This window comes from Devosia sp. P3_B2 (assembly GCF_056402875.1).
Map to the genome: position 1 here is coordinate 121,051 of NZ_JBFUGO010000009.1, position 25,398 is coordinate 146,448.

Sequence of the window (25,398 nt, forward strand, 5' to 3'; positions counted from 1 at the left end):
CGAGAGGATCGCAGTGCCCGAGCCGGGAGTCGATGTGCGAAGCATCCTTGGCATGCTGCGCCGACGGATGTGGCTGATCATCATCACCACGCTCGTTGTGGTTGGCGTGGCCGGCGGCGTTGCGGCTAACTTGAAGAAAGTTTATGCGGCGTCCGCCCTCGTTCTGTTCGATCCGAGCAGCAAGGATCTGCTCGCTGACAGTACGCAGATGACAACTTTGTCAGACTCTTCGCGCGTTGACAGCGAAGTCGAACTCGCCCGGTCGGAGGCGACGATCAGCCGGTTGGTCGAGGACTATGGGCTCGTCAAGGACGACGAGTTCGGAGTGCAGATTTCTCTATGGGACAAACTGCTTGCGTTCTTCCGCATCGCCGAGCCTACGATGCCCGGCCCAGATGCACTGGTTAAGAACGTCACCAATCAGGTGAGCAACGCAGTCAGCGTCCGCCGCAACGGCCTGACTTATGTGATGGCCTTCCAGGCGACCACCCAATCGCCCGAAAAGTCTGCCACACTCGCGAACGCTCTCGCGGAAACCTACATCAGAATGCAGCTCGAGGGGAAAATCGCGAGCGTTCAGACTGCATATGACGTTGTCACCGCACGAATTGCCTCTGCACAGACCTCACTTGAGGGGGCGGAGAGGGCGTTTGACGGGTTCATCGACAGCAACCTGGATGCAATCGCAACCGCTACAGGTAGCACAAAGCTGGTAGACATTCGGCGCCAGCTCTCGTCGAGCGTCGCAACGGCGGATCAGCTGCGGTCTAAGGTATCACTGGCGTCAGGTGCACTCGATCGTGGTGACTGGACGACGGTCAGTGACGCACTAGCCAGCGAAGCGGTGCGACAGTACGAGCTCAGGCGACAAGAGCTGCAGACAGCACTGGCGGGAGCCGCCGACGGCTCGCTCGGCGCAGTGAACCTGCGAGCTGAACTTGCCAAGGTTGAGGAGCAGTTTGCTGCCGAAGCACGTCAGGCGGTCGCCGGCCTGCGGAACGACATCGCCGAGGCGCAGGCTCGGTCAGCCGACCTGCGTTCCGAACTGCGCACGACTGTTCAGGACAGTGATCTGCCGGCAGGCCTGCGGACCGATCTCTACAGGTTGCTCCGCGAGGGGGAAATCGCGAAAAGCCAGTACGACGCGCTCCTCTCAAATCAGAAAGACTTCGGCACGAGAACTTCCTTACAGGTCCCCGACAGCCGGATCGCATCTCCCGCAGTGCCGCCCAGCGAGGCATCGTTTCCGAATGTCAGGGTGATCGTGGCGCTGGCGGCCGCGATCGGGCTGGGACTCGGGCTGGCACTGGCGTTCTTGCTGGAAAATTTCATCGGCGGGTTTACCGACGAGCGTCAGCTTGAAGCCGTAAGTGGCGCCAAGGTTGTGGCCGCCGTTCCGCGTCTGCGTCCGATGCGGCACAATGAGCACGAAGCGAGCGTGTCGTCTTATGTGCCACATGCGCCGTTGTCGGTGTTCGCCGAGACCGTGCGGCGTGCGCGCATCGGCGTCGATCAGGCGCTTCGGCGCCATCGCGGGACGTCACCAGAGGGAGGCGCGGTGATCATGGTCGCCTCGTCGGCCCCCGGGGAAGGCAAGACCACCTTGGCGTTGTCACTCGCCCGCACCTACGCCCTTTCGGGCGTGCCAACGCTGCTCATCGATTGCGACCTTCGCAAGCCTGGCATTCATCAGCAGTTGGGCCTCTCCCCTTTGTCCGGTCTGTTGGACTATCTTGGAAAGGGCGACGATGCCCCGGACCTCACCTCCATCATCGTCACGGACGATGAAAGCGGCGCGCAGATTGTCCCTGGCTCTCGACGCAGCGACATCCCAACCGACCAGTTGGTGGCGAGCGCGAGCTTTGCGCGGTTGATCAAAGCGGCGCGGCGGACCTTCGACGTCGTGATCCTGGACACAGCGCCGGTCGGCCCGGTCGTCGATAGCCTCTACATTGTGCCACATGCCGACGTGGTTGCATTTGTGGTGCGGTGGGCCGCTACTCCCCAGCAGGACGTCAAGGAGGCGATGCAGGCGATACGAGACGCCAAGCCGCCAGGGACTGAGTTGGTGGCCATTCTCAGCCAGCAACGCTCGGGTATCCGCGGCTACTACAATAAATCAAAATACGCCGGCTATTACTCGAATGGCTGAGCATCGCTGCAGCATAGGTCCACACCGACAGGCTGGCCAGTGTTGGGCGTCCCTGGCGCCGGTCGGCATTGGCTGACGCAGGTCCACGGTCGGCTGGGGTACCGACCTTCTATCCGGTTGCCGTTCCAGCAGAAGTCGGGTTTCCCCGCCCTTTTGTCGGTGAAGTATCCATGCTAGGAAAAGAATTCGGCCCCATGGGTGGTGTAGTTGTCACGCTCGAGCGTGCAAGGGCCGCTGCTGGTGGCAGAATCCACACGAGGGTGCGCATGCGTTATCGGATTGTGCTGGCCGCGAATATCGCTCTCGCTCTGGTGGCGACGCCGATCTGCTCCGTGGCACAGGATGGAGTTGATCTGGTCACCCTGGCGGCAGAGAACCCAAACGGTTTCGTCAAGACTGTGCAGTCTGAGCTGGCTGGTCTGGGCTACCCTGATCTCCCGCAGCATGGGATGTTGGACAGTTCTACGATTGCCGCCATCAATGCGCTGTGCCGCAAGGCAGATGTGCTCGCCAAGTGCCAGGCCGGACCACTTTCCCCGGTTGGTGCTGACGCAGTGGTCAGTGCGCTCACCGCCGCAAAGGCATCTCAGGCTGCTGCCGCGGCTCCCGTTGAACCGGCGGAAGCAGCTAACCCCACAAACGCGACAGATGCTCCCGCCCCCGCAGAGGCGCCGGCCGCTCCCGCTCCGGCAGCAGAGGCTCCAGCCACTCCTGCCCCAACTGCTCCTGCCGCTCCAGAGGAGGCTCCAGCCGCCGCAGACGCTCCAGAGGAAGCTCCAGCCGCCGCAGCGGCACCCGAGGAAGTTCCTGCCGCTCCTGCGCAGCCGTCTGACGGAACGCCCGTTTCCAGCAGCGACTGGTATGGAGGCACGGAGAACGGGCTGACAGCAACTCCAGTCGCGTCCGGTGACACCGGCGTGACATTCTCAATCGACGGCGTGGCGACGGGGAAAGGCTGGGTCAATGCCTATGCCAGTCCCTACATCGAAGCAAAACCGGGGAGCGCCTGGACCTTTAAGGTCGACGCTTCGTTCACATCCGAGGCAAACGCCGGAACGGCAGTCGTGCGCATGGCTGCCCATCTGGCAGATGGAACGTACATTTCGGAGCTCGGCAAGGGCATCCCCTTGGTGGGAGACGGTCCGTTCGTCTTTTCCGGCGTGGCGCCCGACCGCACCGAGTTCGTCGCGGCCTTTATCCAGATGATCTATCCCGAGGGCACCGAGGTGAACAGTCAGCTGAAGATAGTTTCCGCCTCGATTGGCCGGTGAGGCGGTGCCAGCCCTTCGATCGACTTGAGTAGGTGAATGTCTAAGTCGAGACGTGACCTGCTGGTGGGCGGTATCGGCTCCGTGACGTCCCGTCTGATCTGGCTCGCCGCCGTCCCGGTTGTCGCACGCCTCTATTCACCATCGGACGTCGGAAGCTGGCCCCTCGTCACCGCGCTAGCTGCGATCGTTGCGGTTCTGGGAACGCTTCGCCTGGATCTTGCTATCACGATTACACACTATACGCGGCGTGCGCAGACGCTGGTGTTTGCCACATCGGCGCTAACCCTGACCGTGGCGCTGGTGATGGCACTCTTGATTTCGCTCTTTCCGGTAGTCTCTTCGCAGGTCATGGGCGTGGAGGGGAGCGGCCCGATCCTCTACGCGTGTCCTCTCTTCATCATGTTCACCAACCTCGCGACCATCCTCCAGGCCTGGTTGCTGCGGAGCAAATCGATTGCCGCGATAACAATCGCCAATGCCAGTGCGCCGCTGGTGACAGTCGCCGCTCTGCTCGTGTTCGGGTTCGTTTTCGGTCCCAGCGCAGGCAGCTTCGTGGCCGCTTATCTGTGCGGCCTGATGGCGCCCCTTGCGACCATGGCTTACGCGGCGGTGCGCAATGGATTGTTCAAGGGCCCGATCGCGCTCTCGAGCGGTGCAGTCTGGAGCTCGATAAGGCTCTACAGAGCCTACCCGATCTACACCGTACCCCTTTCACTGGTAGCAGTCGGAAGCGAACGCCTCGTGCAATTGTGGATAGCAAATGCCTACTCACTGGAAGCCTTGGGCGTATTTTTCCTTGTGCGCCAGGTTTTGCTGTCACCGATCTACGCCGCAACGGCTCCGTTGCAACAGGTGGTGTTCGCCAATCTGGCCCGAATTCCTTCGCCCGCCGAACGGAGAGCTTTCATCCAGCCGATTCTCGAGACCGCAATGGCCCTCGCTGGCATTGCCATTGGCCTCGGCTTCACTCTCGTCCCCGTGCTCATCCCGGCTCTCCTCGGCGAGCGGTTCGCAGCGGCTGCCGACTTTTCACACTGGATTATGCTCGGAATATCCTTACTCGTGGTCACGATCTGGACAGCTCGGCTTTACGACGTCGCCCGTCGCATCCCGCTCTCCTCGTACATGAACGTCGCCTATTATGGACTGGTCGTCGTCTCCGTAATCGTCGCGTACGTCCTTGAGTTGCAGTTGCACGACTTCGTTGCTCTCTACGGCGTCGCGCTGTTCGTCGGCTATGCAATCTTCATCCTCGTCGCTTTGAAAGTCGCCTCGTTTAGCTGGGGCACCATTGGCCTCGCCTTCGTCTGGCTGTTCGCGACAATTGCAGCGAACCTCGGATTGGCGGCGGCGGCTAACGCGCTGTTCGGGGGGCTGGCGGCCGTCGCCGTCTCAGCCGTATTCGCCGGGTCGGCTGGGATCGCACTGACAGTGCGGCTCCTACGGGCGATGTAATGATGTACACTCGCGTATCTGGGCAGCAAAGGGGTCCCCACAATGGACGCCAATCGAGTCACCTAAGGGTGGTCCGGAACAGCAGCGGAGCTGGAGGGAGTTTCCGCCTCGATTGGCCGGTGAGTCCGCGCCAGGACGTTGGTCGACCTGAGTTTGTGAATGTCTAAGTCGAGACGCGACCTGCTGGTGGGCGGTCTTGGATCCATGACGTCCCGTCTGATCTGGCTTCTGGCCGTCCCCGTGGTCGCACGCCTTTACTCGCCTTCGGATGTCGGGAGTTGGCCGCTCGTCACCGCAGTAGCCGCGATCGTTGCAATTCTGGGAACGCTTCGCCTGGATGCTGCAATCACGATCACTCACTATACGCGACGTGCGCAGACGCTGGTCTTCTTCACATCGGCACTCACCCTGAGCGTGGCGCTGGTGATCGCCTTTTTGATTGCGTTTTTCCCGACAATCTCTTCGCAGGTCATGGGCGTAGAGGGGAGCGGCCCGATCCTCTATGCGTGCCCGCTCTTTATCGTATTCACCAACCTCACGGTCATCCTTCAGGCGTGGTTGCTGCGCAGCAAATCCATCGCCGCGATAACAATCGCCAATGCCAGCACGCCGCTGGTGACGGTCGTCGCCCTGATCGGGTTCGGATACGCTTTCGGCGCCAATGCAGGGAGCTTCGTGGCCGCCTATCTGTGTGGCCTGATGGCCCCGTTTGCGGCCATGTCCTTTGCTGCGGTGCGGACCGGATTGTTCAAGGGGCCGATCTCCCTCTCGGCCGGTTCGATCTGGAGTTCAATCCGGATTTACAAGGCCTATCCCATCTACTCCGTGCCCCTTTCACTGGTCGCTGTCGGCAGCGAACGCCTAGTGCAATTGTGGATGGCAAGTGCCTATTCACTGGAGGCACTGGGGGTGCTTTTTCTGGTACGCCAGATCTTGTCATCTCCGATCTCCGCCCTGACCACGCCGCTGCAACAGGTGGTTTTCGCCAATCTGGCGCGAATTCCGAACCCGGCTCAGCGGATAGCATTCGTCCTGCCCATTCTCGAGACCGCCATGGCGCTGGCCGGAATTGCCATTGGCCTCGGCTGGGTTCTCGTCCCGATCATTATCCCTGTTCTGCTGGGCGACCGGTTCGCAATGGCCGCCGACTATTCGCACTGGCTCGTGCTCGGCATGGCTTTGCTCTTGGTCAGCACATGGATCGATCGACTGTATGATGTCGCTCGCCGCGTTGCGCTCTCCACCTACACGAACATGGCGTACTATGGGCTGGTCGTCGCCTCGGTCGCTGTTGCTTACTTCGTGAAGCTGCCGGTCGACGACTTCGTGGCGCTCTATAGCTTGGCGCTGTTCATCGGAAATGCAGTCTTCATCCTGGTCGCTTTGAAAAGTGCTTCCTTCAGTTGGCGCGACACTGGGCTCGCCTTTGTCTGGCTCTTCGCGGCAGGCGCGGCGAGCCTGGGGGTTGCGGCGACGACGAACCTCCAGTTCGGTGGTCTGGTTGCAATCGTGGCCTCAGCCGTCATTGCCGGCCCGATCGGAGCAGCACTCGTGGTGCGTCTGTTGCGCGCAATGTAGATTGATGACGAAAACATAGTTACCATCCACGGAAAGGGGTAACTGGCAATGGAATCCAATCAGGCGGTCTACTATCGCTCCCGCATCGTACGGAAGTACGCGGAAGAGGCCGCGCAAGGTCTTACGACGCCGGAAGAATTCTGCCTAGAGCTGGTGCCGGCGAGTTCTCGCAGCTCTGTGCTCGACATTGGAATTGGTGGCGGCAGAACAACCGGTGCGATTTCGGCTCAGTTCGAACGGTACGTCGGAGTTGACTATTCGGCTGCGATGATCGACGCGGCAAAGAACATCCATCCAGGCAGGGATCTGCGTGTCATGGACGCTCGCGAGCTACAGTTCGGCGACGGCGAGTTTGATTGCGTCGTGTTCTCATTCAATGGCATCGATAGTGTTGGCAGCTACGAGGATCGGCACAAGATATTCAAAGAAATCGCTCGAGTTCTGAAATCAGGCGGATACTTTATCTACTCGACCAAAAACATACGATACTGGAAGATGCCGGAATGGAAGAATAGTTTCTGGCATCCAGCGATATTTCTGAGCTGGAAGTCGCCGTTCCGCGCCATCCCGAACCGAATCCGGAATTTCTGGAAGCAATCAATCGACGAGGACCTGGGAATAGCCTTTGTAAACGAGCAGGGGCACGGCTTCAGTTTTGTTCACGCCTATGTCGAAATCGAGAAGGAGCTCAATAAGCTGAAGACGTATGGGCTCTTTTCTGTCGAGACAATCGGCTCCCTTAAGGCGGCAGCGGGGTACGACAAAGACGACGAGTGGGTCTACATTGTCGCGCAGAAGCACTGAGCCGTCAGACCAACGGTGGCGTCCCAATGTGGGATACACGGGCCGCGGGTCAGGAGGGGCTGGCGAACTCTTCCTTTTGCAGGAAGCGACGACGCTGTGGGAACCATTTGCCTCCGACACGCCGGGCGAGCAGATCGCAGCCGTCATAGCCGAGAGCAAGGATGCTGGTGACCGAGAGAGGATAATAGCGAATCGCCGAGTACGGATGCGTCACCACCGGCCAGTGCTTTTGCCAGTATTCGGCTCTACCGAGAAATTCGAGGCCCGAGAGCCCCTGCTCGAAGGCGTGACGTATGGTCTCATGTGCCAGGACGGCGCCGGGAGACCATTTGGCAAACTGTTCATCATATCCGATCTTCAGTTCCCAAAGCGAGTTTGCGAACTCGACGGCCATGCGGACTGCTGCGATCGCATCTCCGACGCGCAGCAGGTGCAATCGTAGGATGCCGAGCTCCGCCGCCTTCCGTCCGTAATCAGTGTAAAATTTGAGTATGCGCGGATCGGATAGGATCGCCGTGCCGTTGCGACCCTTCCACCCCCCGCCTTCCACCAGAAACACCCGGTGCAATGCGTCGTCGACGTTTGAGAGATCCGGTGAAATGACCTCAAGGCGGACGGGGCCGGATCGCTCCGCCAGCCGTGTTTTTCGGCGCAGGGTTTGCCGGTTTTGGGATGTCATGCGCTGCTCGAACTCAGCCCAGGTCCCCACAATCGAAACACTCGCTGTGGCGGTGTTCCGTGGATTTGAGAAAAACGGGCCACTGCGAGCGCTCGTTGCGGATTGAAGCGACCGCATCTCAGGGGATTCGTCGCGCAGGCGATTGAGCCACAGCGGCACGGGATGCCGCACGATGCCCTCAACCAACGCCGCCAAGGAAGCATCGTCGGCGTAGAGGATCGCGTTCGGCTCCGCAGTCTCGCGGCCGATGACGACCAACCGCGGAATTCCAAAAGTCCGCTCGACCATCAGGGGCGCGATCGCGCGCAGCGTGCCGCTTTCCCGCACCACAAACGTGGCAAGCTTGCGCCCTTCACCAAAGGCGTTCCAACCCGCGTCAAACCATTCGAAACTGTGCAATGGAGTGGCGAACCGCTCGGCAAGCGCATTCCAGTCGTCTTTAAGGGCGACGAATGCTGCAGGGTCCGAAACGATGTCAACAGTGAGCATGGGGGCATCGTCGCAGTGTCAGCAGGACATCGAACATCGCAGGCCAATGTCGACCGCTGTCCGAAACTTCAGTGAAAGTACGACGAAAATTGCCTCTTCGTCTATTATTTTGGCGCTCAAGCGTTAATCTGCCTGGCCTGCCCAACATCGAGCAGAGCGTGCGATCGCAGCCGCTACGCGCTGACGCAAGGGGAGTTACGACTTGGTTGATCAAGCCGCCACGAATACCAGCTACAGCCTATTTCAAGAGCCTTGGTGGCTAAATCTGGCGAGCGGCGGCAACTGGGACGAGGTGGTGGTCGAGAACGGCGGGGTCTCGGCACGGCTGCCTTATTACGTCAAGCAACGCTACGGCTTCAAAATTCTTGCCCAGCCACATCTTACGCCTCGCTTGGGACCATGGTTTCGACCTTCCAGAGAAAATGGCTCCAGCCAGTATTCGGAGCAGTACGAGCTTGCCGCCGAGCTGATTGCCAAGCTGCCCCCCTTCGATGTCTTCCGGCAGAATTGCTGCCCTGAATGGGACAATTGGCTACCGTTTCACTGGGCCGGCTTCTCACAACAGACGCACTACACCTACCGGCTGAATGACCTCACTGACCTTGACGCGGTGTGGTCAGGGTTCCATCGGGATTCATGGCGCCTCATCAAAAAGGCGCAAAAGGAACTGGAGATCGTCGTATCAGACGATGTCGACCGGCTCTGCGACATGCACGAACTGACCTACCAACAACGCGGCCAACCGATGCCTTACCGACGCGACGTACTGTTCAAGATCGTGGACGGCGCGCTTCGAAGCGGGCATGCACGCTTCGCCTTTGCGCAGGATGAGAAGCGAAATGTCCATGCCGTCAACTTTATCGTTTACGATGAGCGAGCGACGTACTACCTGGTTGGCGGATCGGATAGACAGTTCAGAGACAGCGGAGCGCCTACGCTGCTGATTTGGGATGCAATTCAATTTGCCGCAAAATGGTCCTTAATCTTCGATTTCGAAGGATCGATGGATCGGGGCATTGAACAGTTCTTCCGCAGGAAGTTCAGTCCGCAGTTAACGCCGCTTAATCGCATTTACAAGCAGCGAGGCTTATTTGGGTTGGCGAGACACGTGCGCGATGGGCTGATCGCTTTTTCCGGTGGCACCCCACACCAGATGTAGCCACCTCGCGGTCTGCGGCCGATCGGACGATCTCACAGCGGGCAGGTGCCCGACGTGCTCGCAAGACTACACGCGGCTGGCCGAGGCTGTAGACTGAGCGACTGCTTGGCAACCACTCCGGGCCGCTGGTAACCACAGCAACATCGACTTTATTGCCTCAGTCGAACCAACGCTTTATGGTTTGTTGCTCCCGTCCATAGGGTTCAGTTTCTGCAAGGTGCGACGTGCCTGACAACGACGAGCAGCGAAGCAGCTGGACGCTGTTCGAGGAGCCGTACTGGCTTGACGCGGTGGCGCCCGGCCAGTGGCATGCCGTCGAGGTCAAGCAGGACGGGCAAGTCATCGGGCGGCTTCCTTATGTGACGAAGCGACGTCTTGGCTTGTCGGCCTTAACGACCCCCGGGCTGACCCCTTGGGGTGGGCCGTGGATCAGACCCGCCGGTGCAAAACCCGCCAACGAGCTGGGGCACCAGCACGAGATACTGGAAAAGCTGATCCAGGGCCTGCCGCAAGTCGACCGTGTCACGATCTCGTGCGCGCCGGAGTTCCAGAACCTTATGGCATTCCATTGGGCAGGGTACGGCCTGAAGCTGGGTTACACCTACCGGCTCGCCGACCTCGATGACAGCCAACGCCTTTGGGACGACATGCGAGAAAACGTTCGTCGCATCTGCAGAAAGGCCGAAAAGCTCACTGTGATCAATCGTGAGCGTGATGTGGGCACAGTCATCGCAGCGATGGAGAAGACCTTCAAGCGGCAGGGAATGGACATGTCGGGATTGTTTCCGACACTAGAGCGGATCGACGAGACCATGGGGCGGCGAAACCAGCGCGCCATCTATGCCGCGGAAGACGCCCAGGGCCGCATCCACGCCGCCGTGTACATTGCTTACGACGATCGCCATTCTTTTTATCTTTGCGGCGGCGGTGACCCGGAACTCAGAAACAGCGGAGCCCATGCGCTTACCCTGTGGTATGCCATCAAGGATACTGCCGGCCGATCCCGCGTGTTTGACTTCGAGGGCTCGATGGTTCGCAACATCGAAACCTTCGTACGAGGTTTCGGACCACGTCAGGTACCGCGGTTTACTGCATCCCGCTCGCGAGCCGCAATCAAGGTGCTGGAGGCTATCGGTTTTGGGTAATCTTGCTGCCACCCCCGTAAGGCCGCCGATCCTGATGCGTCCTTCGATTTCGAATGGCGGTCTGTCGCAGAGTAGCGAAAGCGCCTCAGTCGCCAAGCTGCAACTGCCGAGAGGCGATGAGTGGCCCACCACCAACGGGCCCCGCCCGTTGTAAGCACAAAGGGAAGACCTTGGGATGGCCGTTAGTTTTCTGGATCTCAACAAGCAGTATTTGACAATGAAGGCCGAGATCGACGCCGCGATTGCGTCGGTGATCGCCGATGGTACCTTCATCAGGGGGCCGCACGCCGAGCAGTTTGAGGCGGAATTTGCCGCATATCAGCGGGCGCGTTACTGCATCGGCTGTGCCAACGGAACCGATGCCATCGAAATGGCGCTGGAGGCACTCGACCTGCCGAAGGGTTCGGAGGTCATCGTTCCGGCCAACACCTTCATATCGACCTCGGAAGCGGTGACCCGAGCTGGCCTGAAGGTCGTGTTCTGCGACTGCGATCCGGGGGACTACACGATCTCGATCGAAGGATTGCAGGGCAAGATCACCTCGAAGACGTCTGCAGTCATCCCGGTGCACCTCTACGGACAGCCTTGCGATATGGAAGCTGTGATGCAGATCGCCAGCCAGCATGGCCTGAAGGTGATCGAAGACTCGGCCCAGGCTCACGGCGCCGAGTTCCGTGGGCAACGCGTCGGGACGTTCGGTGATTTCGGAACGTTCAGCTTCTACCCAGGCAAGAACCTCGGCGCATACGGCGACGCCGGGGTCATGGTCACTGGCGACGAGCGCCTTGCATCGAGGGTACGCATGCTCGGCAACCACGGCCGCATCAGCAAATACGATCATGAGTTCGAGGGGCGCAACTCGCGGCTGGATGGGATGCAGGCCGCGATTCTGTCGGTCAAACTGAGCCGCCTGGATGACTGGATTTCAAAGCGTATTGCTGTCGCTGAAGCATACTACGACCTGCTTTCCGGAGTTGGCGACCTGGTATTGCCAGCGAGGCGCCAGGGGACACGGCATGTCTATCATCTGTTTGTGCTGCGGACGTCCCAGCGCGACGCATTGCGCAGCCACCTGAGCGATCGCGGCATTGAGACCGGTATCCATTATCCAAAAGCGCTGCCGAAACTGCAGGCTTACGCCCATTACGGTCAGGCTTCCGAGCCGTTTTTCGCCAATCGGGCAGACAGCCAACTGCTCAGTCTGCCGATCGGCGAACATATGTCCCCTGACGATGTGCGGGAGGTCGCAGCGGCCTGCATCGCGTTCTTTCAGAAGAGCTGAGAACTCGTCGTGGCAGAGAGACACGAAGTGATCACCCACCCCGAGGCCTTTCGCGCCGGAGCGGCCTTTGTTGACATTACCCCCTCCAAGCCGTTGCCACTGGCGGGTTACCGGAATCGCCACGGGCCATACACGCACGTCGCCGATCGCCTCGAAGCGAACGCCGTTGTGCTGCGGCAGAACGACGGTTTCATTGTATTCGTAGGCTGTGACCTGCTGTTTGTCGGGCGCGCGCTTCGTCAGCGGCTCGAGGCGCTATTGAGCGACATCCCGCCCGAGCGCCTCTTCATCAGCGCCACGCACACGCATTTCGCCCCCGCTACTGATGCACCCATGCTGATGCTTGGGCGCGTCTCGCCGGAGTATGTCGAACGGGTCGCGCAGCAAATAGCGGCGATGGTGCGGTCACTGCTGCAAGCAGCGCTACCGGCAGTCACCGTTCACCAACGGTTGGGTAGTGCGAATTCTGCGATCCACCGTCGACTGCCGGTGGAGCGCCTGCGTTTGCGCCTGCCACCATGGGGAACGCGATGGGAAATGCGGCCCAACGAGGACGTGGCCATCGACAACCGAATCCACGTCGTTTCGATCGAGGATGGTAACGGTCAACCGATTGCCATTTGCTGGTCCTATGCGTGCCACCCGGTATCCTACCCCGACAAGATGCATATCAGTGCAGACTTTCCGGGAGTTGTGCGCGAGGCAATCAGAGCTCGGCTGGGAAATGTGCCAGTGCTGTTCTGGCAAGGCTTTGCCGGCGACGTGCGGCCAAGGGCGCTTGCGGTCTCGGCGTTGCCCAGCTTCGGCCCGTTCACGACCACTCAGTGGGGGGAATGGTCGAAGGGTGTTGCAGCGAGCGTACTCTCCGCGATGGAGGCGCCCGCACGTACGATTGCCGGCAGGATAGCTGTCGCCCGTAGGCAGATTCCCCTGCCGGAGCTCGGCTTGCGCGGCGGCGACCGCGGCGTCACCATCCACGAAGTCGCGCTGGGCGACAGCCTGGACGTGTTTGGCATTTCGGCGGAGCCGGTGAACGCCTATGTCGGCATGCTCGAGGCTGCGCGACCTGGGACGACAGTCATTGCTGTCGGCTGTATCGATGACGTTCCCTGCTACCTCCCGACCAATGAGATGGTGGCTCAGGGAGGCTATGAAGTTACCGGCTTTCGAAGGCAGTTCGGTGTTTCGGGTCGCTTTCGACGTGACATCGAGGCTCGGGTCCAGCGAGAGTTCGAGCCGATGTCCGTGCGAGGATCGCTCATCGTCTGATGTGGGTGCCCGGCAACTTTCGGCGGCCCGCCAGCCAGTTGCTTGCGACAGCCGGCGAACCTCGCTTAACCCATTCTGCAGACTTCCAAAGCGCACTCTGGAGTGGGAGATTTCGGCATGCTACTCTTTTTGCTAGCAAAAGGGCTTACGCGCGCTTGGTGACGCACGAGAACTTCTGCTGATTGGGTGGGGGAGTTCTCGGATGCTGAAAGTTGCATTGGTCGGTGCAGGGCGCATCGCTCGGCGGCACGCAGAACTCTTGGGCGGATCGCAACTTGACTGCGCCCGCCTCGTCGCAGTCTGCGACACCCGCGAAGATCGAGCCCGCGAGCTTCACGACCTTTACGAGGTTCCGTACTTTTCCAACATGCACGACATGATGCGGACGGTCGACGCCGATGTCGTAGCCGTGCTCACTCCGAGCGGCATGCACGCCGCGCACGTGCTGGAACTGGCCCCGTACCGCAAGCACATCCTAGTCGAAAAACCGATGGCGCTGACCCTGACGGACGCCGACGCCATGATCAAGGCATGCGACCGCTACGGCGTCCGGCTGTTCGTGGTGAAGCAGAACCGCTTCAACGTCCCGGTTGTCAAACTTCGCGAGGCCCTGGTCTCCGGCCGCTTTGGCAAGCTCATCCTTGGCACCGTCAGGGTGAGGTGGTGCCGCGACCAGGCCTACTACGACCAGGATGACTGGCGTGGCACCTGGGCGTTGGACGGGGGGGTGCTGTCGAACCAGGCCAGCCACCATCTCGACCTGCTCGAGTGGATGATGGGAGACGTACAAAGCGTGTTCGGCCGAAGCATCCGGGCGCTTGCCAAGATCGAAGCCGAGGACACGGCGGTGGTAACGGTCAAGTTCACCAACGGCGCACTTGGCGTGATCGAGGCAACGACCGCCACGCGGCCAAAGGATCTGGAGGGGTCCATCTCCATCCTGGGTGAGAAGGGCACCGTCGAGATCGGCGGCTTCGCGGTCAACGAAATGAAGGTGTGGAATTTCGTCGACAAGCGCCCCGGCGACGAGGACATCCTCGCAAACTTTTCCGTTAACCCACCAGATGTATACGGATATGGGCACTACGAGTACTACAAGCACGTAGCGCAATGCATTGAACAAGGGATGCCAATGCTGGTCGATGGGCTTGAGGGTCGCCGCAGCCTGGAGTTTATCACGGCGATCTATGAGTCGATTGAGACTGAACGAGAAGTGTCGCTGCAGTTCCGCCCGTCGTTCAGCCGGCTGGGACAGCAAGGGTAAGCCGCCGCTAGAGTGACACCGTAATGAAGATACTCATACTGAACGCAGACACGGATGAGTTCCTGCGTTGGTTCTATCGCTCCTCGCCCGGCCTCGAACACACATCATATGATACGCAGCTGGCTGCTCGGCACGAGACGCTGTATGGCTTCTCGGACTTTTACTCGCGGAATTTCGCTGCGCTCGGCCACGAAGCTCGCGAGATCTTCACCAGCAATATCTGGCTTCAATCGGCCTGGGCACGCGAACATGGGCTCGCGACCCCGTCGCTGCCAACTTCCATACTGCGCGAGGACAGCCACCTGGTGTCGCGCATCAAGCGGGTGCTTCGCCGCTACAAGTCGACTTTGATGCCGATCGGTAAGGGCCTGGGTCTCGTCAGGACGACACCCAGTTTCGTCAAATCCATCCTGCTGGCGCAAGTCGAAGAGATGCGGCCCGATGTCATCATCAACCAAACCACATCCGTCATCGATGCGGACACGATGCGGTTGATGAAAGCAAATGATCGCACGCTTGTCGTCCAGCAGGGCGTGGCGCTGCCGAATGGCGCGGACGTCAGTCCATATGATTTTGGCGTCTCGATGCTGCCGTGGGTAGTGGACCGCTTCCGAGAGCAGGGGATTCAGGGCGAGCAAGTTCATCTTGCCTTTGAGACCAGTGTGCTCGACCGCCTCGGTCCTGCCCCTGCCAAAGATATCGAGGTGAGCTTCGTCGGCAACATCGCGGCGAGCCACGGGACTCGCATAAAGCTGCTGGAGCAGATCGCCGAGAGATTTCCAATCGCCCTTTGGCTTCCCTCACTCAGCGGTTTGCCTGCGGACTCCCCGCTGCGCAAGTATCATCGGGGCCAGGCTTGGGGACGTGGCATGTACGACGTGCTTCGCCGGTCCAGAATCGTCTGGAACTCGCATATCGATGACGCCCGCGATTTTGCCGGAAACATGCGATTGTTCGAGGCGACGGGCGTGGGCAGCTTCCTGATGACCGACAACAAGAGCAATCTGGCAACGCTCTTCCGGCCGGGCGAAGATGTTGCGGCCTACGATTCCGTCGATGACTGCCTGCGGGGAATTGAGCATTTCCTGAAGAACGACGGCGACCGCGAGGAGATCGCACGTCGCGGCCAGGCAACGACGTTGGGGCAACACAGCTACCGACAACGTACAGAACAAATTCTCGGGCTGGTTGCGAAGTATGGGCGCTGAGTGACCCCGCCGGATGGCTCGAACAGTCTGCCCCCGGGAACACGCTGCAACCTTTGGAGTGAGGACCGATGACATCGGACGACGGAAATCGTCCTGAGATCTATCAGGCGGGCATTCGCTCGGTGCAGTTTGGCGTCGGCGTAAAGGTCGTTAAGCCGGTCAATCTTTACGGCTGCACGATCGACGATGGCTGTTTCATAGGTCCGTTTGTCGAGATTCAGCGTGGTGCGGTGATTGGCACCCGGACTCGGATACAATCACACACTTTCGTCTGCGAACTGGTGACCATCGGTGAAGACTGTTTCGTTGGGCATGGTGTGATGTTCATCAACGACACCTTCTCGACGGGAGGCCCGGCCAGGGGGAACAAGGACCTGTGGAAGCCGACCAGCATCGGCAATCGGGTGTCGATCGGATCGAACGCCACTCTGTTGCCGGTCGATGTGTGTGATGACGTGGTGATCGGGGCCGGCGCTGTCGTAACGCGCGACATCGTCCAACCCGGGGTCTACGCCGGAAACCCCGCCCGTAGACTCACGGACTGACCGGCAGGCCTGCCGGGTGTGCGACGGTAGATGCGCTGGATTGCGCTGTCCGGCGATCGAGGGATTGGCTTGGCTTTGCTCGAGTACCGAGGAACGTCGAGGCACCTGTCAGCGCCGAAATGCTCACGTGGAGCAGGGCTGTCGATGCCGGCGGACGAGAAAGCGCCCGGCTCAAAGCTCAAAGGCAATCCCAGATGTAATCGCCCCTATCACCCAGCCGCCGAGCCCAGTGCAGCATTAACCCTGACGTATGAGGCAATTGCCTTGGACCCCTGCGTCAATAGGCTCAGGCTCTGATTGCTGCTATGAACAGAGAATGCTCGCATTCGGCCTACTACTGATTTGTATTGCAGTTGGATGGCGCCGTCCGGGTTTCCTGATCGCCCCATTGTTTTACGGCTATACCGCCGATGTGCTCGGTGCGCCGGGTGGGATGAGCACCGCTATTGTCAGCGCATCGGCCACCGCGATCTTGGTCATTAGACAGTGGCGTTCATTGGCGTCGATGAGGTTCACCGCTCTCGATCTGGCCGTGCTCGCCTTTCTTGTCTGGCACAGTATCTCGGCCACATGGATGCCGAACGCTAACTACGGTGCCAGCCAAATTCCCAACCTACTGATGTCGACACTGAGCGTTTACGTGGCGGCACGGCTGCTCGGCCGACTTCCGGGTCCGTCCGATCGAGCCAATGAAGTTGCATGGGGTCTTGCATTGCTAGGCTGCAGCATGGCTGTCCTCTTGACAACTCAGGGATCGTTTGTCGACGGTCGGCTCCGCTTGGGAGATGCATCCGCTGTTGGACTGGCGCAACCTTTTCCTTTGGCAGCGTTGGCAGCCCTGTTTCTCGTGTTTGGCGCCGCCAAGCCAACATACAAATCCATCGCCTTCGTGTGCTTCATCGTACTGCTATACACGTCAATAATCAGCGGGACGCGCGGCGCCGTTCTTGCGCTCGCCGCCGGAATGATCACCTTCTTCCTCTTTGCCTCGCATCGCCAAAAACTCATTACTGTTATGATCGGCGTATTGGCAGCAGTTGTAGGTGGAGCATGTTTCATAATGATGGGGATTGGCGCCGAAACGACGTTGAGAGTACTTGAGTTGGAGAGCTATGGAAGCGCAAGGGACGCCTCAAGTCTGGACCGGCTAATTGGTTATGAACAGGCTTGGTTCCTGATCAGCAATAGTCCACTTTTTGGCAGTGGACTCGGGTCATTTGCGTACTACGCCGGGTACGACTACCCGCACAATGTGTTCCTGGAGATATGGTCTCAGTCCGGTGCAATCGGAATTTTTCTCTTCATTTTTGTCGCCATCTTATTTATTCGTCGGCAGGCGGTAGCGACCCGGTCGTTTCACGAGACCACAATAATTGTTGCACTTGTTGCAGCTGGGTTCATGCAACAGCAGGTGTCATTTTCCCTGCCCATAGGTAAGACCATCTTCCTGATCGGCTTCTTTTCCGCTTATGTGCCTCTGCTACGGGGAGGAGGGACCGGCTCGGCAACTGGCGCGTCAATGTCGGCTGTCGAATTAATGGCATCGGTTAAGTCCGCGCGAACATGATCAGTGAGATCCTGGCCTGGATATGCGCCGCGCAAGGCCGCAAAGTCGATGCACAAGCGGCAGCGGACCAGTCTGGAACAGCGTCCGGTCGGTCCGAGCTTTCACCGATCAACGAAACGGTGAAGTGCTCTAGTCACGATGCAGGCCGGCCAGCAGGGACTGACGAAGGGCGGTGAGGCTCACCTTATGCTCGCCGAGCAACTCCTCGAAGCGCTGGCGGGCTTGCAAGGAGTGGTGGCCCAGTCTGGCCCCGATGGCGCTGATGACTGCCGGGGCTTCAGAAACAAAATTGTCGACAGTACGTCCGCCCTTGTCGGCAAGGTCGTCGGGGATGCAGCCAACGGCCGTCGCGACCGCGGGGATGCCGTTCGCCATCGCCTCCATCAGGACAAGCGGCGACGCCTCATTTCGATAACGCGACGGAAAGAGCAGGATATCGACCTCCTCAAAGAACTCCTTCTTGGCCAAACCGTAGACGGCCCCCCGATAAACCAGATGCTCACCAAGGCTGGTGCGGGCCGATTGCAATGCCTCTGCTGCCCCCGGTGAGGAGACCGGGCCGGCGACGATCAAGGTACAGGTATGGCCGGCGTCGACCAATCGCCTGGTCACCTCCACCGCCGTGTCGATGCCCTTCTCAAGCGTGAGATTTCCCAGGAAGCCAAGTCTCAATCGGGGTCCCATTTCTCGCCTGCGCGGCGATCCCGCCGGGTCGATCAGCCCTGAGTTGTTCAGCACCAAGGTCCGACCCGCCAGATGCGGATAATGCTCTTGCAGTGCCGCTGCCATTCTGGGTCCGAGCACGATGTGCTTGGACCGCTTCCCCGACAGCTGGACCAACAGGGCTACCGCCGCACTGCGCCTGCGAACGAGAGCATAGCTGTGGTAGTGGAGAAGCGTGGGCCTGCCTCTGATGCGAGCGACAGCCAGCAAAGCGAGGCTTAGCCAGATACCGCTGTTTGAATTGAGCGAAATGTAGCACGGGCCTCGCCCGGCCAGGACGCGGAACAGGGCTAGGACGTGGGCAATGAGCTTGCGTCCAAGCGAACCGCTGACATCGACGCGAAGCACCGAGATGCCAGCAGTGGCAAACCCCTCGACCAAGTGCTCGGTCGCGAGCGACTGCCCATGCACGGGGGGAGGGAATGGTCCAATGGCCAATAGGCTGGGTGAGCGCACCTGCGTCATCAGCGTCGTTGAGCCCCTCTGAGAAGGTGGTCTGCATCTTATCGGCGCGGTTCACTCATACACATCAAATACACAATCATGCTGAATGTGCTTTCAAAAGAGTCTGCGCGACGAGGCTGACCGTCGCCCAGCTCCTGTCGAAGCCAACGCCATTGAAAACAGCATTGCGTTGTGGATGCCCACCAGCTCTCCTGTGCCGCCGGCGGCCAGCCCCGCCAGAGCGCCCCGGCGCACAATTCATACTAGCCGAGCAGCGGAGTGGGGCTCAATCAGATATCGCGCCAATTGGACATGTGGCCCGTTCATTCTCGCTGTAAGCTCGTACCTCAAGCAGAGAGTGATTCAGATGAGCTTTTCCTACGATCCCGTCCTTGCCGACATGGTCACCGTGGCGCGGCAGGCCGGCGCCCTCACCCAGGGCTATTTCAAGCGCTTTCGCGAGCTTGAGATCGGCATCAAGGGGCCAGCCGATTTCGTTTCCGACGCCGACAAGGAGTCCGAGCTACTGATCCGCAAGTTCCTGTTCGAACGCTATCCGGATTGGAGCTTTACTGGCGAGGAATTCCCGCCCGTCGACAAGGACGACCAAGAATATCGCTGGCTCGTCGATCCCATCGACGGCACCACCAACTTCGTCAATGGCATGCACTATACCATCTCGATCGCGCTGCGCCGCGGCAGCCAGACGGTAACCGGCGTGCTATTCAACCCGCCCGCCGACGAGATATTCACCGCCATCGCGGGGCAGGGCAGCTTCTTGAACGGCGAGCGCCTGAAGGTCTCCGAGCAGACCGACATCGGCTTGATGAACATCGGCACCGGCCTGCCCAGCCCCGGCCTCTCGCTCTATCCAGGTGCCTACGAACGTCTCGACGCCATCCGCGCGCCGGTCGGCGCCGTCCGCATAGTCGGCAGCGCCGCCAATTCGTGCGCCTATGTCGCGATGGGCCGTCTCACCGGATATTTTGAGGAAACCGGTTTCGTCGACACTGCCGCCGGCATCCTCCTTGTTGAAGAGGCCGGCGGTATTGTGACCGACTGGTGGGGCAGGGGGCCCGAGTACTACGAGCATACCGGCGCCATAATCGTCGCTAACCAGGCAACGCACGCCTTCCTTATTGAGAGGCTCAGGGACGTTCCGATGAAAGACCCTCGCTGATAGTGCGGCACATCAGCCCGGTTGACGAAATGGCTGTAACCGCCGGGCGACAATCTCTCCCGAAAGCTTCTTCTTGAAGCGGCCCCTTCGGTTGGTGGCAAAACCATTGCGTAGCAGGATACCTTGGTGCCGGTCACGGACCCGTATCTGCTTGGCGATCTGGGGGAAGTCGAATTGGTAGGTCTTGACCTTGTGGCAGACAGGGCAAACTGCGACGCAATTGTCGAGATCATTGCTTCCACCATCTGCCGCGCGCACGGGATAATGGTCGAACTCGACTGCCTTCTCGAGGCCAGCGTTGCATCGCGTACCGCTTGGTAGCCCGTATGTCCACCCGGTTGCTTCGCAGCGACCACCTGCTCGTTGATAGGCCAATCGTCTAGTCTTGAGCGAAAACTCTCGACGTTTCATGTGGTGTGTTCCTATCGGCGCGCCGACAAGACCGCTCCGGTGACTCCGAAGCGGCACTGCCAAGCCTCTTATCCTTGATCAGCGCTTGCGCGGTTTGCGCAGGAAGACCCGCGAACCCTTGAGGGTCTTCCCGGGCCCCATCCGGAACACGAACAGGCGCCAAGCACGACCCGGTGCCTTAAGCACATCCCTGATAGCAGCGCGGAAAAGCGGGCGGAGAACAGCCACCCAGGTAAGGGTCAGATAAATGCGGGTACAACTGGCATGGCGAAGTTTTTCGGCAAGGTTGGTCTCGAACAGCGTGACCAACCGTGACGGACCAACGCCTGCGATCATCGGTGAGCACCACAGGAGCTTTGCTCCTCCGGTCTCCGCAACGATGTAGCGACCTGCGTAGGTCGGATGTGGATCGCTCAAGGCGCGTAGCGCGTCATTGCCGTCCAGGAATACGCAGAAGATTCTCATTGCTGCACCACCGCTAGACGGAGGGCAGGAAGACGACCGATCGGCGCTGCAAACGACACCGACATGTCTAGGAGAAGGCGCCGAAGCACCGTATCAGGAAAGCTAACCATTGTGGCTCCTGCTGTATCAGGGGTTGGGATGGCCAGGTCGCTGCCGCGGTTGCCGCCGCGGTGGCGGCCGCTCTTTGAACGGCCGCCGAATCTGGCGCCGCTTGTTGAGCGGCACGTTGATGGAAGAACAAACAGAGATCGACGTCAACGCCGATGGCCTGTCGGCCGCGAATAAGGTTAACGAATGAGGCAACGATCCTTCCCCGCAGACCACAGGCTTTTGGTCTTTCTCAGAGCGTAGGCACTCTCCTTGGCGCCCACGCAGAGACTGGAAAGATGTGTGCTCGTGGTCGCCTACCATCTCAGCACATTGACACTTGCAAAAAAGCGATACGCGAGTTCTCGCGGAGTTCCAGCGAACTCTTGGCAGAGTTCCGGTCCCGGAAGGGTGGTGTGTCAAAATCACCGTCCACGAGGCGCGGCGATCAAAACGGAGGCAAAGCACCGGTACGCGATACGAAAACGAAGAGGTTCTCGCGGAGCGATGTCCCACTTCCGTATGGTAAATTGGTAGCACAGAATAGTCGGATCACCCATTGTAGTGCGGACTCGATCCGAGAGACTAATGCTATGCCAGCTCCGAAACACTTCGCGACTGTGCTCACGTCACCATCACGCGCATTCGACGCTCGCGATCGTCAAGGATCTGCGAGACCATCCTCCTGAGAGTACGCAGGGATCCGTCGGTCCAGAACCTTAGCGCTCTCCTTTCGCCACCATCAAGCGGTAGTGCGGCGACGAACGGATCCCCGCGTTCGACCGCTAACTCGGCAATGAGTGTCGGAAGCAACGCATCGAGGTGCCTTTGTTCGGGAGATGGGAACCGCATGATGCTGCACCTGTCGCGCAGTGGCGCGGACAGCCCATCGGTCGTGTTCGCCGTCATTAGCCAGGACACCTTGCTCAGGTCCACAGGTGCCTGAAGCCAAGGATCGCGCAGCGCAACCGATGTTTCCGTTTCTAGGAACGGAAGCAGAGCGTGCAGTGCGTTGCCGTTGTGGCCTCCATCCGAGGTCTTGTCTAGTTCATCGACCACAATCAGGGGATTTGCGATGTTGTGGCGCATGACTGCTGCAAGTGCGATCGAAGGGCCGCCAGTGGCCCAGTGGCGAGACGTGCCGGCAATCGTCGAGTCGGCCAGTCCCGCGAACGGAACAATGTCGGTTCCGAGACCAAGGACTTGGCCAAGTCGGCGAGTAAACCGGGATTTTCCACTTCCCTGAGCTCCCACCAGGATCGTCGGCTCGATCCTGTCGCGCCTGGACGCCACTCGCAGGAAGATTCGGTCCACGACATCCGTGGCATAAGGAAACTCGCTCACCAGGATGCGCCAGGCTTCCTGCAAATCATTCGGGATGTTGGTTGGAAGCTTTACGCCGATCAACTTGCGGACGGCGTCTGCAGTCTTGCGCCCCTCGCTTGTATAGGGAGTTCCAACGTCGGCGATTACCACAACTCCGTCGAAGTCGGCTGGTGCTTCATTGACCTGTTCGTTATCAGCAACGGCTTGGTCAGGTGTAGGCTCGCTCTGCTTCTCGAGCGACGCCTTAGCGATCTCAATGTCGCCGATCACGTCGAAGGATTGCTCCATTCGAGAGTCGGGGGGCGAGGAGTAGAACGCACGTTGACCGCCTGCAAAGGGGGGCCGCTGGCCCAGGTACGCCGACGAGGACAGCAGATCGAGTGCCCGGCCGGTCAGGCGCACAAAGACCTCCTCGTCGACTTTATTGACTAGGGCGATGTGAAGGATGTCTCCCGCTAGTGCGGAGGCGGCATCGGCGTCGCCCCAGCACATGCGATAGATTCGGAGCCGCACCTTCACTCGAACCACTTCCTCCCCTCGTTCCTCGCCCGCTGGGAACTCGAATTGCCGCTCCAACTCTTGGAGGCCGCTGAGGTTTGGAGCGGAAATCACCTCCTGAAGGATAGCCAGATGCACTCCCTTGCGACGAAGTCGGCGATCGAGCCGTATCGCGTACTCCCGGACGTCAGACTCGAGACTTCGACCGATGAAGGCCATCCCCAGGAGCAGGTCCTCTTCACTGGGTAGGTGCTCTCCGGCGACAGCTGCTTTGTTGCGCCGTTCAAAGTGTCTTATTGCGGAGCGGAAGTTTGAACTGCGAGGCGGGGCCATAACTCAGAGCCCCTACCGTTGGGCCGTGCCGTCGTCATCGAAGAATGCCTCAGGGGACATTGGCCTGCCCAAGCGGTAAAGCCGCGAAGCAGTTCGCATCCAACCGAGACTCCGCGCGTCCACAATAAGCTCGGACGTCATCACATGACGCCCGTCGGACAATATCGGATGGCCGGTGACGTCGCCATAAAGGCAGGCACGGAGATCCAGCATGACCCTCCAGTTTGTCATGTAGGGCGCATTCGCAAGCGCAGCCGCCGACGGAAGTTGGCCGCGGTCCAGGTTGCGAAGATCAGTTCTTAGTAGAGCCAGTTTGTCGACCAAGACCTCTAATTCGTTTCCCTCGTTCTCAAAGCCGCATTCGGAGAATTTCAGCACTTGGGTCCTCGCTGTTCGATCGTGTCGGGGGAGGGGCGCGAATCGAGTCTCGGCCCATGCCGTGTCCGACGTCCGCAGCTCGTAGCCGGTTGTGTACGATTCGGCAAATTTGGATGCCAAAAATGGAATAACGGACGGCAAGGATTGAGGAGACAATTCTTGACTCGCCTGAGCTTTGGGTGCGTGGCATCCACGTCACATGGACCTACATCCGGAACTCCTGCTGGCAGCTCGCCAATCCCTCGGCCTCAGCCGGGACGCCCTAGCGGAACGGGCGGGCGTGCACTCTCGGACACTGGCAGACCTCGAGACCGGCCGGCGTGGTTCGCTGGAGAGTTATCTGCTTGTCCGCGCCGCGCTCGAGCAGGCTGGCGTGATCTTTGTTCCGCGAGATGACGAGCACGGGCCAGGCTTCCTCCTTCCCAGCAATTGGATGGGGCAGGCTTTAGTAGTTCCTCGAAAGATCCACAGAGGGAAGCGTTCGACGCCCAATCAAGACCACTAGGCGCGGATCTTGCGCTCAACAGGACTACGCGTCTTCTTCCCAACCAAGACCGCATGCTGTGGCATCAGCGGGCAGTCGCCGGCCCCGGCGGACCTTCCGGGCGCCGCCGTTCCTGCTCACCGAGGCGGAGAATCTCGACGGGATGTATCTGGCTCGTATGTATCGCGGTCGCTAGAATGCCTGTTGTTTCTGTGGGAGGGCGCACATGTGCCAAGCGTCAGGAATCGGGAAGGCTGGCGCGCTAACCAGGGCGCAGCGTGAGAACATCGTCCGCGAGGCGCTTTCGGACAACAGGATCGCGGGAATCGACACACCGGCTGTCATCGTCGAGCTGATGCGTGCCTACATAGAAGCCGAGATCGAGCTCGATGAGGCCGTTCATCGGGGATTGGCACACTACACTTCCCAGCTATGATCCAATGCATCGGCCCAAACTGGCACCTAGACTCTGATCCCTCATCGGCTTCAACTTTAGGAACAGTTATGATGCTCGGCGTGCCTCGATCGCGATGCCGAGCAACTTCAGGACCTTGAGGACGATCGAGAGCGGCGGGTCTACGCGCCTCCTCGTTCAAAATCGCTGATCCATTTCTGCGACGTACCAGCAAGGTTCGCGAGTTCGGGCCTGCGTCAGCCCACGCCGGCGGCGCTCGTCCTGGAGGAGCCTTCGAACATCATCGACTTTGTGCGTGTGTTCGAGTCCTATGCCGAAAGAGGCAATCACCTGCTCGATCGCCGACTTGAACCCCCGTTAGATGCACCCCTAACGTTGCGGGGAATTGGGAGACGCGAAAGATGGTCGGCTCGAGGACCACTGTGGCGACCGACTTTGAGGACAGCATTCACATGATCGGCAGCGACGCCCTCATCAAGGGAACGAGGATCGAGGCCCATCGGATCGCTGCGCTGCTCAACGGTGGCATGAGCGTGGACGATGTTCGCCGCGACTATCCCTCGCTTTGGAGAAGCGAGTCTCGGCGGTCCAAGCTTACGCTGCGGCACATCCGAGGACGGGCGGCCGACCGTTCCCCCCAGTCACGGAAAAATCGGCGATACAGGGTGCCGACCTGGGCCGTCTCTCGACGACCTCATGTGAGCTCAGGCATAGGCCTAACACGTGTCGATGAGGCCCGGCGTTCGCTTTGGCGCTAAGGAGACGTCTACGCAGTCGCTCTGACCGC

23 protein-coding genes are annotated in these 25,398 nt (G+C 59.9%); 17 read left to right on the top strand and 6 right to left on the bottom strand.

The features are described 5' to 3' along the window. Positions 1-34 precede the first annotated feature (34 nt). The 5 genes from AC1DV8_RS14530 (at position 35) to AC1DV8_RS14550 (ending at position 7,260) form a co-directional block, all read left to right on the top strand. Complete coding sequence (locus AC1DV8_RS14530; protein ID WP_477157942.1) at positions 35-2,152, top strand: GumC family protein; 2,118 nt, start codon at positions 35-37, stop codon at positions 2,150-2,152. 266 nt (positions 2,153-2,418) lie between these two features. Beyond that, the gene (locus tag AC1DV8_RS14535; RefSeq protein ID WP_477157943.1) at positions 2,419-3,423 is read left to right on the top strand and encodes a hypothetical protein; all 1,005 of its coding nucleotides are present in this window, start codon (positions 2,419-2,421) and stop codon (positions 3,421-3,423) included. A gap of 36 nt (positions 3,424-3,459) precedes the next feature. Continuing rightward, a complete protein-coding gene (locus AC1DV8_RS14540) occupies positions 3,460-4,878 on the top strand; it encodes a lipopolysaccharide biosynthesis protein (protein ID WP_477157944.1) in 1,419 nt (472 codons plus the stop codon). A gap of 159 nt (positions 4,879-5,037) precedes the next feature. Then, positions 5,038-6,456, top strand: a complete 1,419-nt coding sequence (locus AC1DV8_RS14545) for an oligosaccharide flippase family protein (RefSeq protein WP_477157945.1) — start codon at positions 5,038-5,040, stop codon at positions 6,454-6,456. Between the two features lie 48 nt (positions 6,457-6,504). Beyond that, positions 6,505-7,260 carry a class I SAM-dependent methyltransferase gene (locus AC1DV8_RS14550; RefSeq protein WP_477157946.1) on the top strand — a complete coding sequence of 252 codons (756 nt, stop codon included), beginning with the start codon at positions 6,505-6,507 and terminating at the stop codon, positions 7,258-7,260. Positions 7,261-7,309: 49 nt separating this feature from the next. On the opposite strand, the gene AC1DV8_RS14555 is transcribed toward AC1DV8_RS14550, so the two are convergent. Continuing rightward, positions 7,310-8,428: a GNAT family N-acetyltransferase gene (locus AC1DV8_RS14555; protein ID WP_477157947.1), complete on the bottom strand. Its 1,119-nt coding sequence runs from the start codon at positions 8,426-8,428 to the stop codon at positions 7,310-7,312. A gap of 202 nt (positions 8,429-8,630) precedes the next feature. On the opposite strand from AC1DV8_RS14555, the gene AC1DV8_RS14560 reads away from it, so the two are divergent. The 8 genes from AC1DV8_RS14560 (at position 8,631) to AC1DV8_RS14595 (ending at position 17,867) form a co-directional block, all read left to right on the top strand. Beyond that, positions 8,631-9,587 carry a GNAT family N-acetyltransferase gene (locus tag AC1DV8_RS14560; RefSeq protein ID WP_477157948.1) on the top strand — a complete coding sequence of 319 codons (957 nt, stop codon included), beginning with the start codon at positions 8,631-8,633 and terminating at the stop codon, positions 9,585-9,587. A 224-nt stretch (positions 9,588-9,811) separates the two neighbouring features. Continuing rightward, on the top strand, positions 9,812-10,732 hold the full coding sequence (locus tag AC1DV8_RS14565; RefSeq protein WP_477157949.1) for a GNAT family N-acetyltransferase: 921 nt from the start codon (positions 9,812-9,814) through the stop codon (positions 10,730-10,732). Between the two features lie 175 nt (positions 10,733-10,907). Beyond that, positions 10,908-12,014, top strand: coding sequence for a DegT/DnrJ/EryC1/StrS family aminotransferase (locus AC1DV8_RS14570; protein WP_477157950.1), 1,107 nt, complete (start codon positions 10,908-10,910; stop codon positions 12,012-12,014). A 27-nt stretch (positions 12,015-12,041) separates the two neighbouring features. Continuing rightward, a complete protein-coding gene (locus AC1DV8_RS14575) occupies positions 12,042-13,283 on the top strand; it encodes a hypothetical protein (protein ID WP_477157951.1) in 1,242 nt (413 codons plus the stop codon). A gap of 202 nt (positions 13,284-13,485) precedes the next feature. Next, entirely contained in the window at positions 13,486-14,547 is a 1,062-nt protein-coding gene (locus tag AC1DV8_RS14580) for a Gfo/Idh/MocA family protein (protein WP_439600208.1), read from the top strand. Positions 14,548-14,570: 23 nt separating this feature from the next. Beyond that, on the top strand, positions 14,571-15,755 hold the full coding sequence (locus tag AC1DV8_RS14585) for a CgeB family protein (protein ID WP_477157952.1): 1,185 nt from the start codon (positions 14,571-14,573) through the stop codon (positions 15,753-15,755). Positions 15,756-15,823: 68 nt separating this feature from the next. Then, entirely contained in the window at positions 15,824-16,300 is a 477-nt protein-coding gene (locus tag AC1DV8_RS14590; protein ID WP_477157953.1) for an acyltransferase, read from the top strand. A gap of 316 nt (positions 16,301-16,616) precedes the next feature. Beyond that, positions 16,617-17,867 (top strand): O-antigen ligase family protein, encoded by a 1,251-nt coding sequence (locus tag AC1DV8_RS14595; protein ID WP_477157954.1) that lies wholly within the window; start codon positions 16,617-16,619, stop codon positions 17,865-17,867. A 129-nt stretch (positions 17,868-17,996) separates the two neighbouring features. Here the strand turns inward: AC1DV8_RS14595 and AC1DV8_RS14600 are convergent, their stop codons facing one another. Further along, a complete protein-coding gene (locus AC1DV8_RS14600; RefSeq protein ID WP_477157955.1) occupies positions 17,997-18,656 on the bottom strand; it encodes a glycosyltransferase family 4 protein in 660 nt (219 codons plus the stop codon). A 745-nt stretch (positions 18,657-19,401) separates the two neighbouring features. Here AC1DV8_RS14600 and AC1DV8_RS14605 point away from each other — a divergent pair. After that, positions 19,402-20,214 carry an inositol monophosphatase family protein gene (locus AC1DV8_RS14605; protein ID WP_477157956.1) on the top strand — a complete coding sequence of 271 codons (813 nt, stop codon included), beginning with the start codon at positions 19,402-19,404 and terminating at the stop codon, positions 20,212-20,214. Positions 20,215-20,226: 12 nt separating this feature from the next. On the opposite strand, the gene AC1DV8_RS14610 is transcribed toward AC1DV8_RS14605, so the two are convergent. Then, the gene (locus AC1DV8_RS14610) at positions 20,227-20,625 is read right to left on the bottom strand and encodes an HNH endonuclease (protein WP_477157957.1); all 399 of its coding nucleotides are present in this window, start codon (positions 20,623-20,625) and stop codon (positions 20,227-20,229) included. A 78-nt stretch (positions 20,626-20,703) separates the two neighbouring features. Continuing rightward, on the bottom strand, positions 20,704-21,090 hold the full coding sequence (locus AC1DV8_RS14615; protein ID WP_477157958.1) for a hypothetical protein: 387 nt from the start codon (positions 21,088-21,090) through the stop codon (positions 20,704-20,706). Positions 21,091-21,199: 109 nt separating this feature from the next. On the opposite strand from AC1DV8_RS14615, the gene AC1DV8_RS14620 reads away from it, so the two are divergent. Beyond that, positions 21,200-21,388, top strand: a complete 189-nt coding sequence (locus tag AC1DV8_RS14620) for a hypothetical protein (protein WP_477157959.1) — start codon at positions 21,200-21,202, stop codon at positions 21,386-21,388. Between the two features lie 413 nt (positions 21,389-21,801). Here AC1DV8_RS14620 and AC1DV8_RS14625 read toward each other — a convergent pair whose 3' ends face one another. Next, complete coding sequence (locus tag AC1DV8_RS14625; protein WP_477157960.1) at positions 21,802-23,220, bottom strand: AAA family ATPase; 1,419 nt, start codon at positions 23,218-23,220, stop codon at positions 21,802-21,804. Between the two features lie 126 nt (positions 23,221-23,346). After that, a complete protein-coding gene (locus AC1DV8_RS14630; RefSeq protein WP_477157961.1) occupies positions 23,347-23,712 on the bottom strand; it encodes a DUF6634 family protein in 366 nt (121 codons plus the stop codon). A gap of 199 nt (positions 23,713-23,911) precedes the next feature. On the opposite strand from AC1DV8_RS14630, the gene AC1DV8_RS14635 reads away from it, so the two are divergent. Further along, on the top strand, positions 23,912-24,217 hold the full coding sequence (locus AC1DV8_RS14635) for a helix-turn-helix domain-containing protein (RefSeq protein ID WP_477157962.1): 306 nt from the start codon (positions 23,912-23,914) through the stop codon (positions 24,215-24,217). An 846-nt stretch (positions 24,218-25,063) separates the two neighbouring features. Next, positions 25,064-25,369: a DUF433 domain-containing protein gene (locus AC1DV8_RS14640; protein WP_477158002.1), complete on the top strand. Its 306-nt coding sequence runs from the start codon at positions 25,064-25,066 to the stop codon at positions 25,367-25,369. The last annotated feature ends 29 nt before the right edge of the window (positions 25,370-25,398 follow it).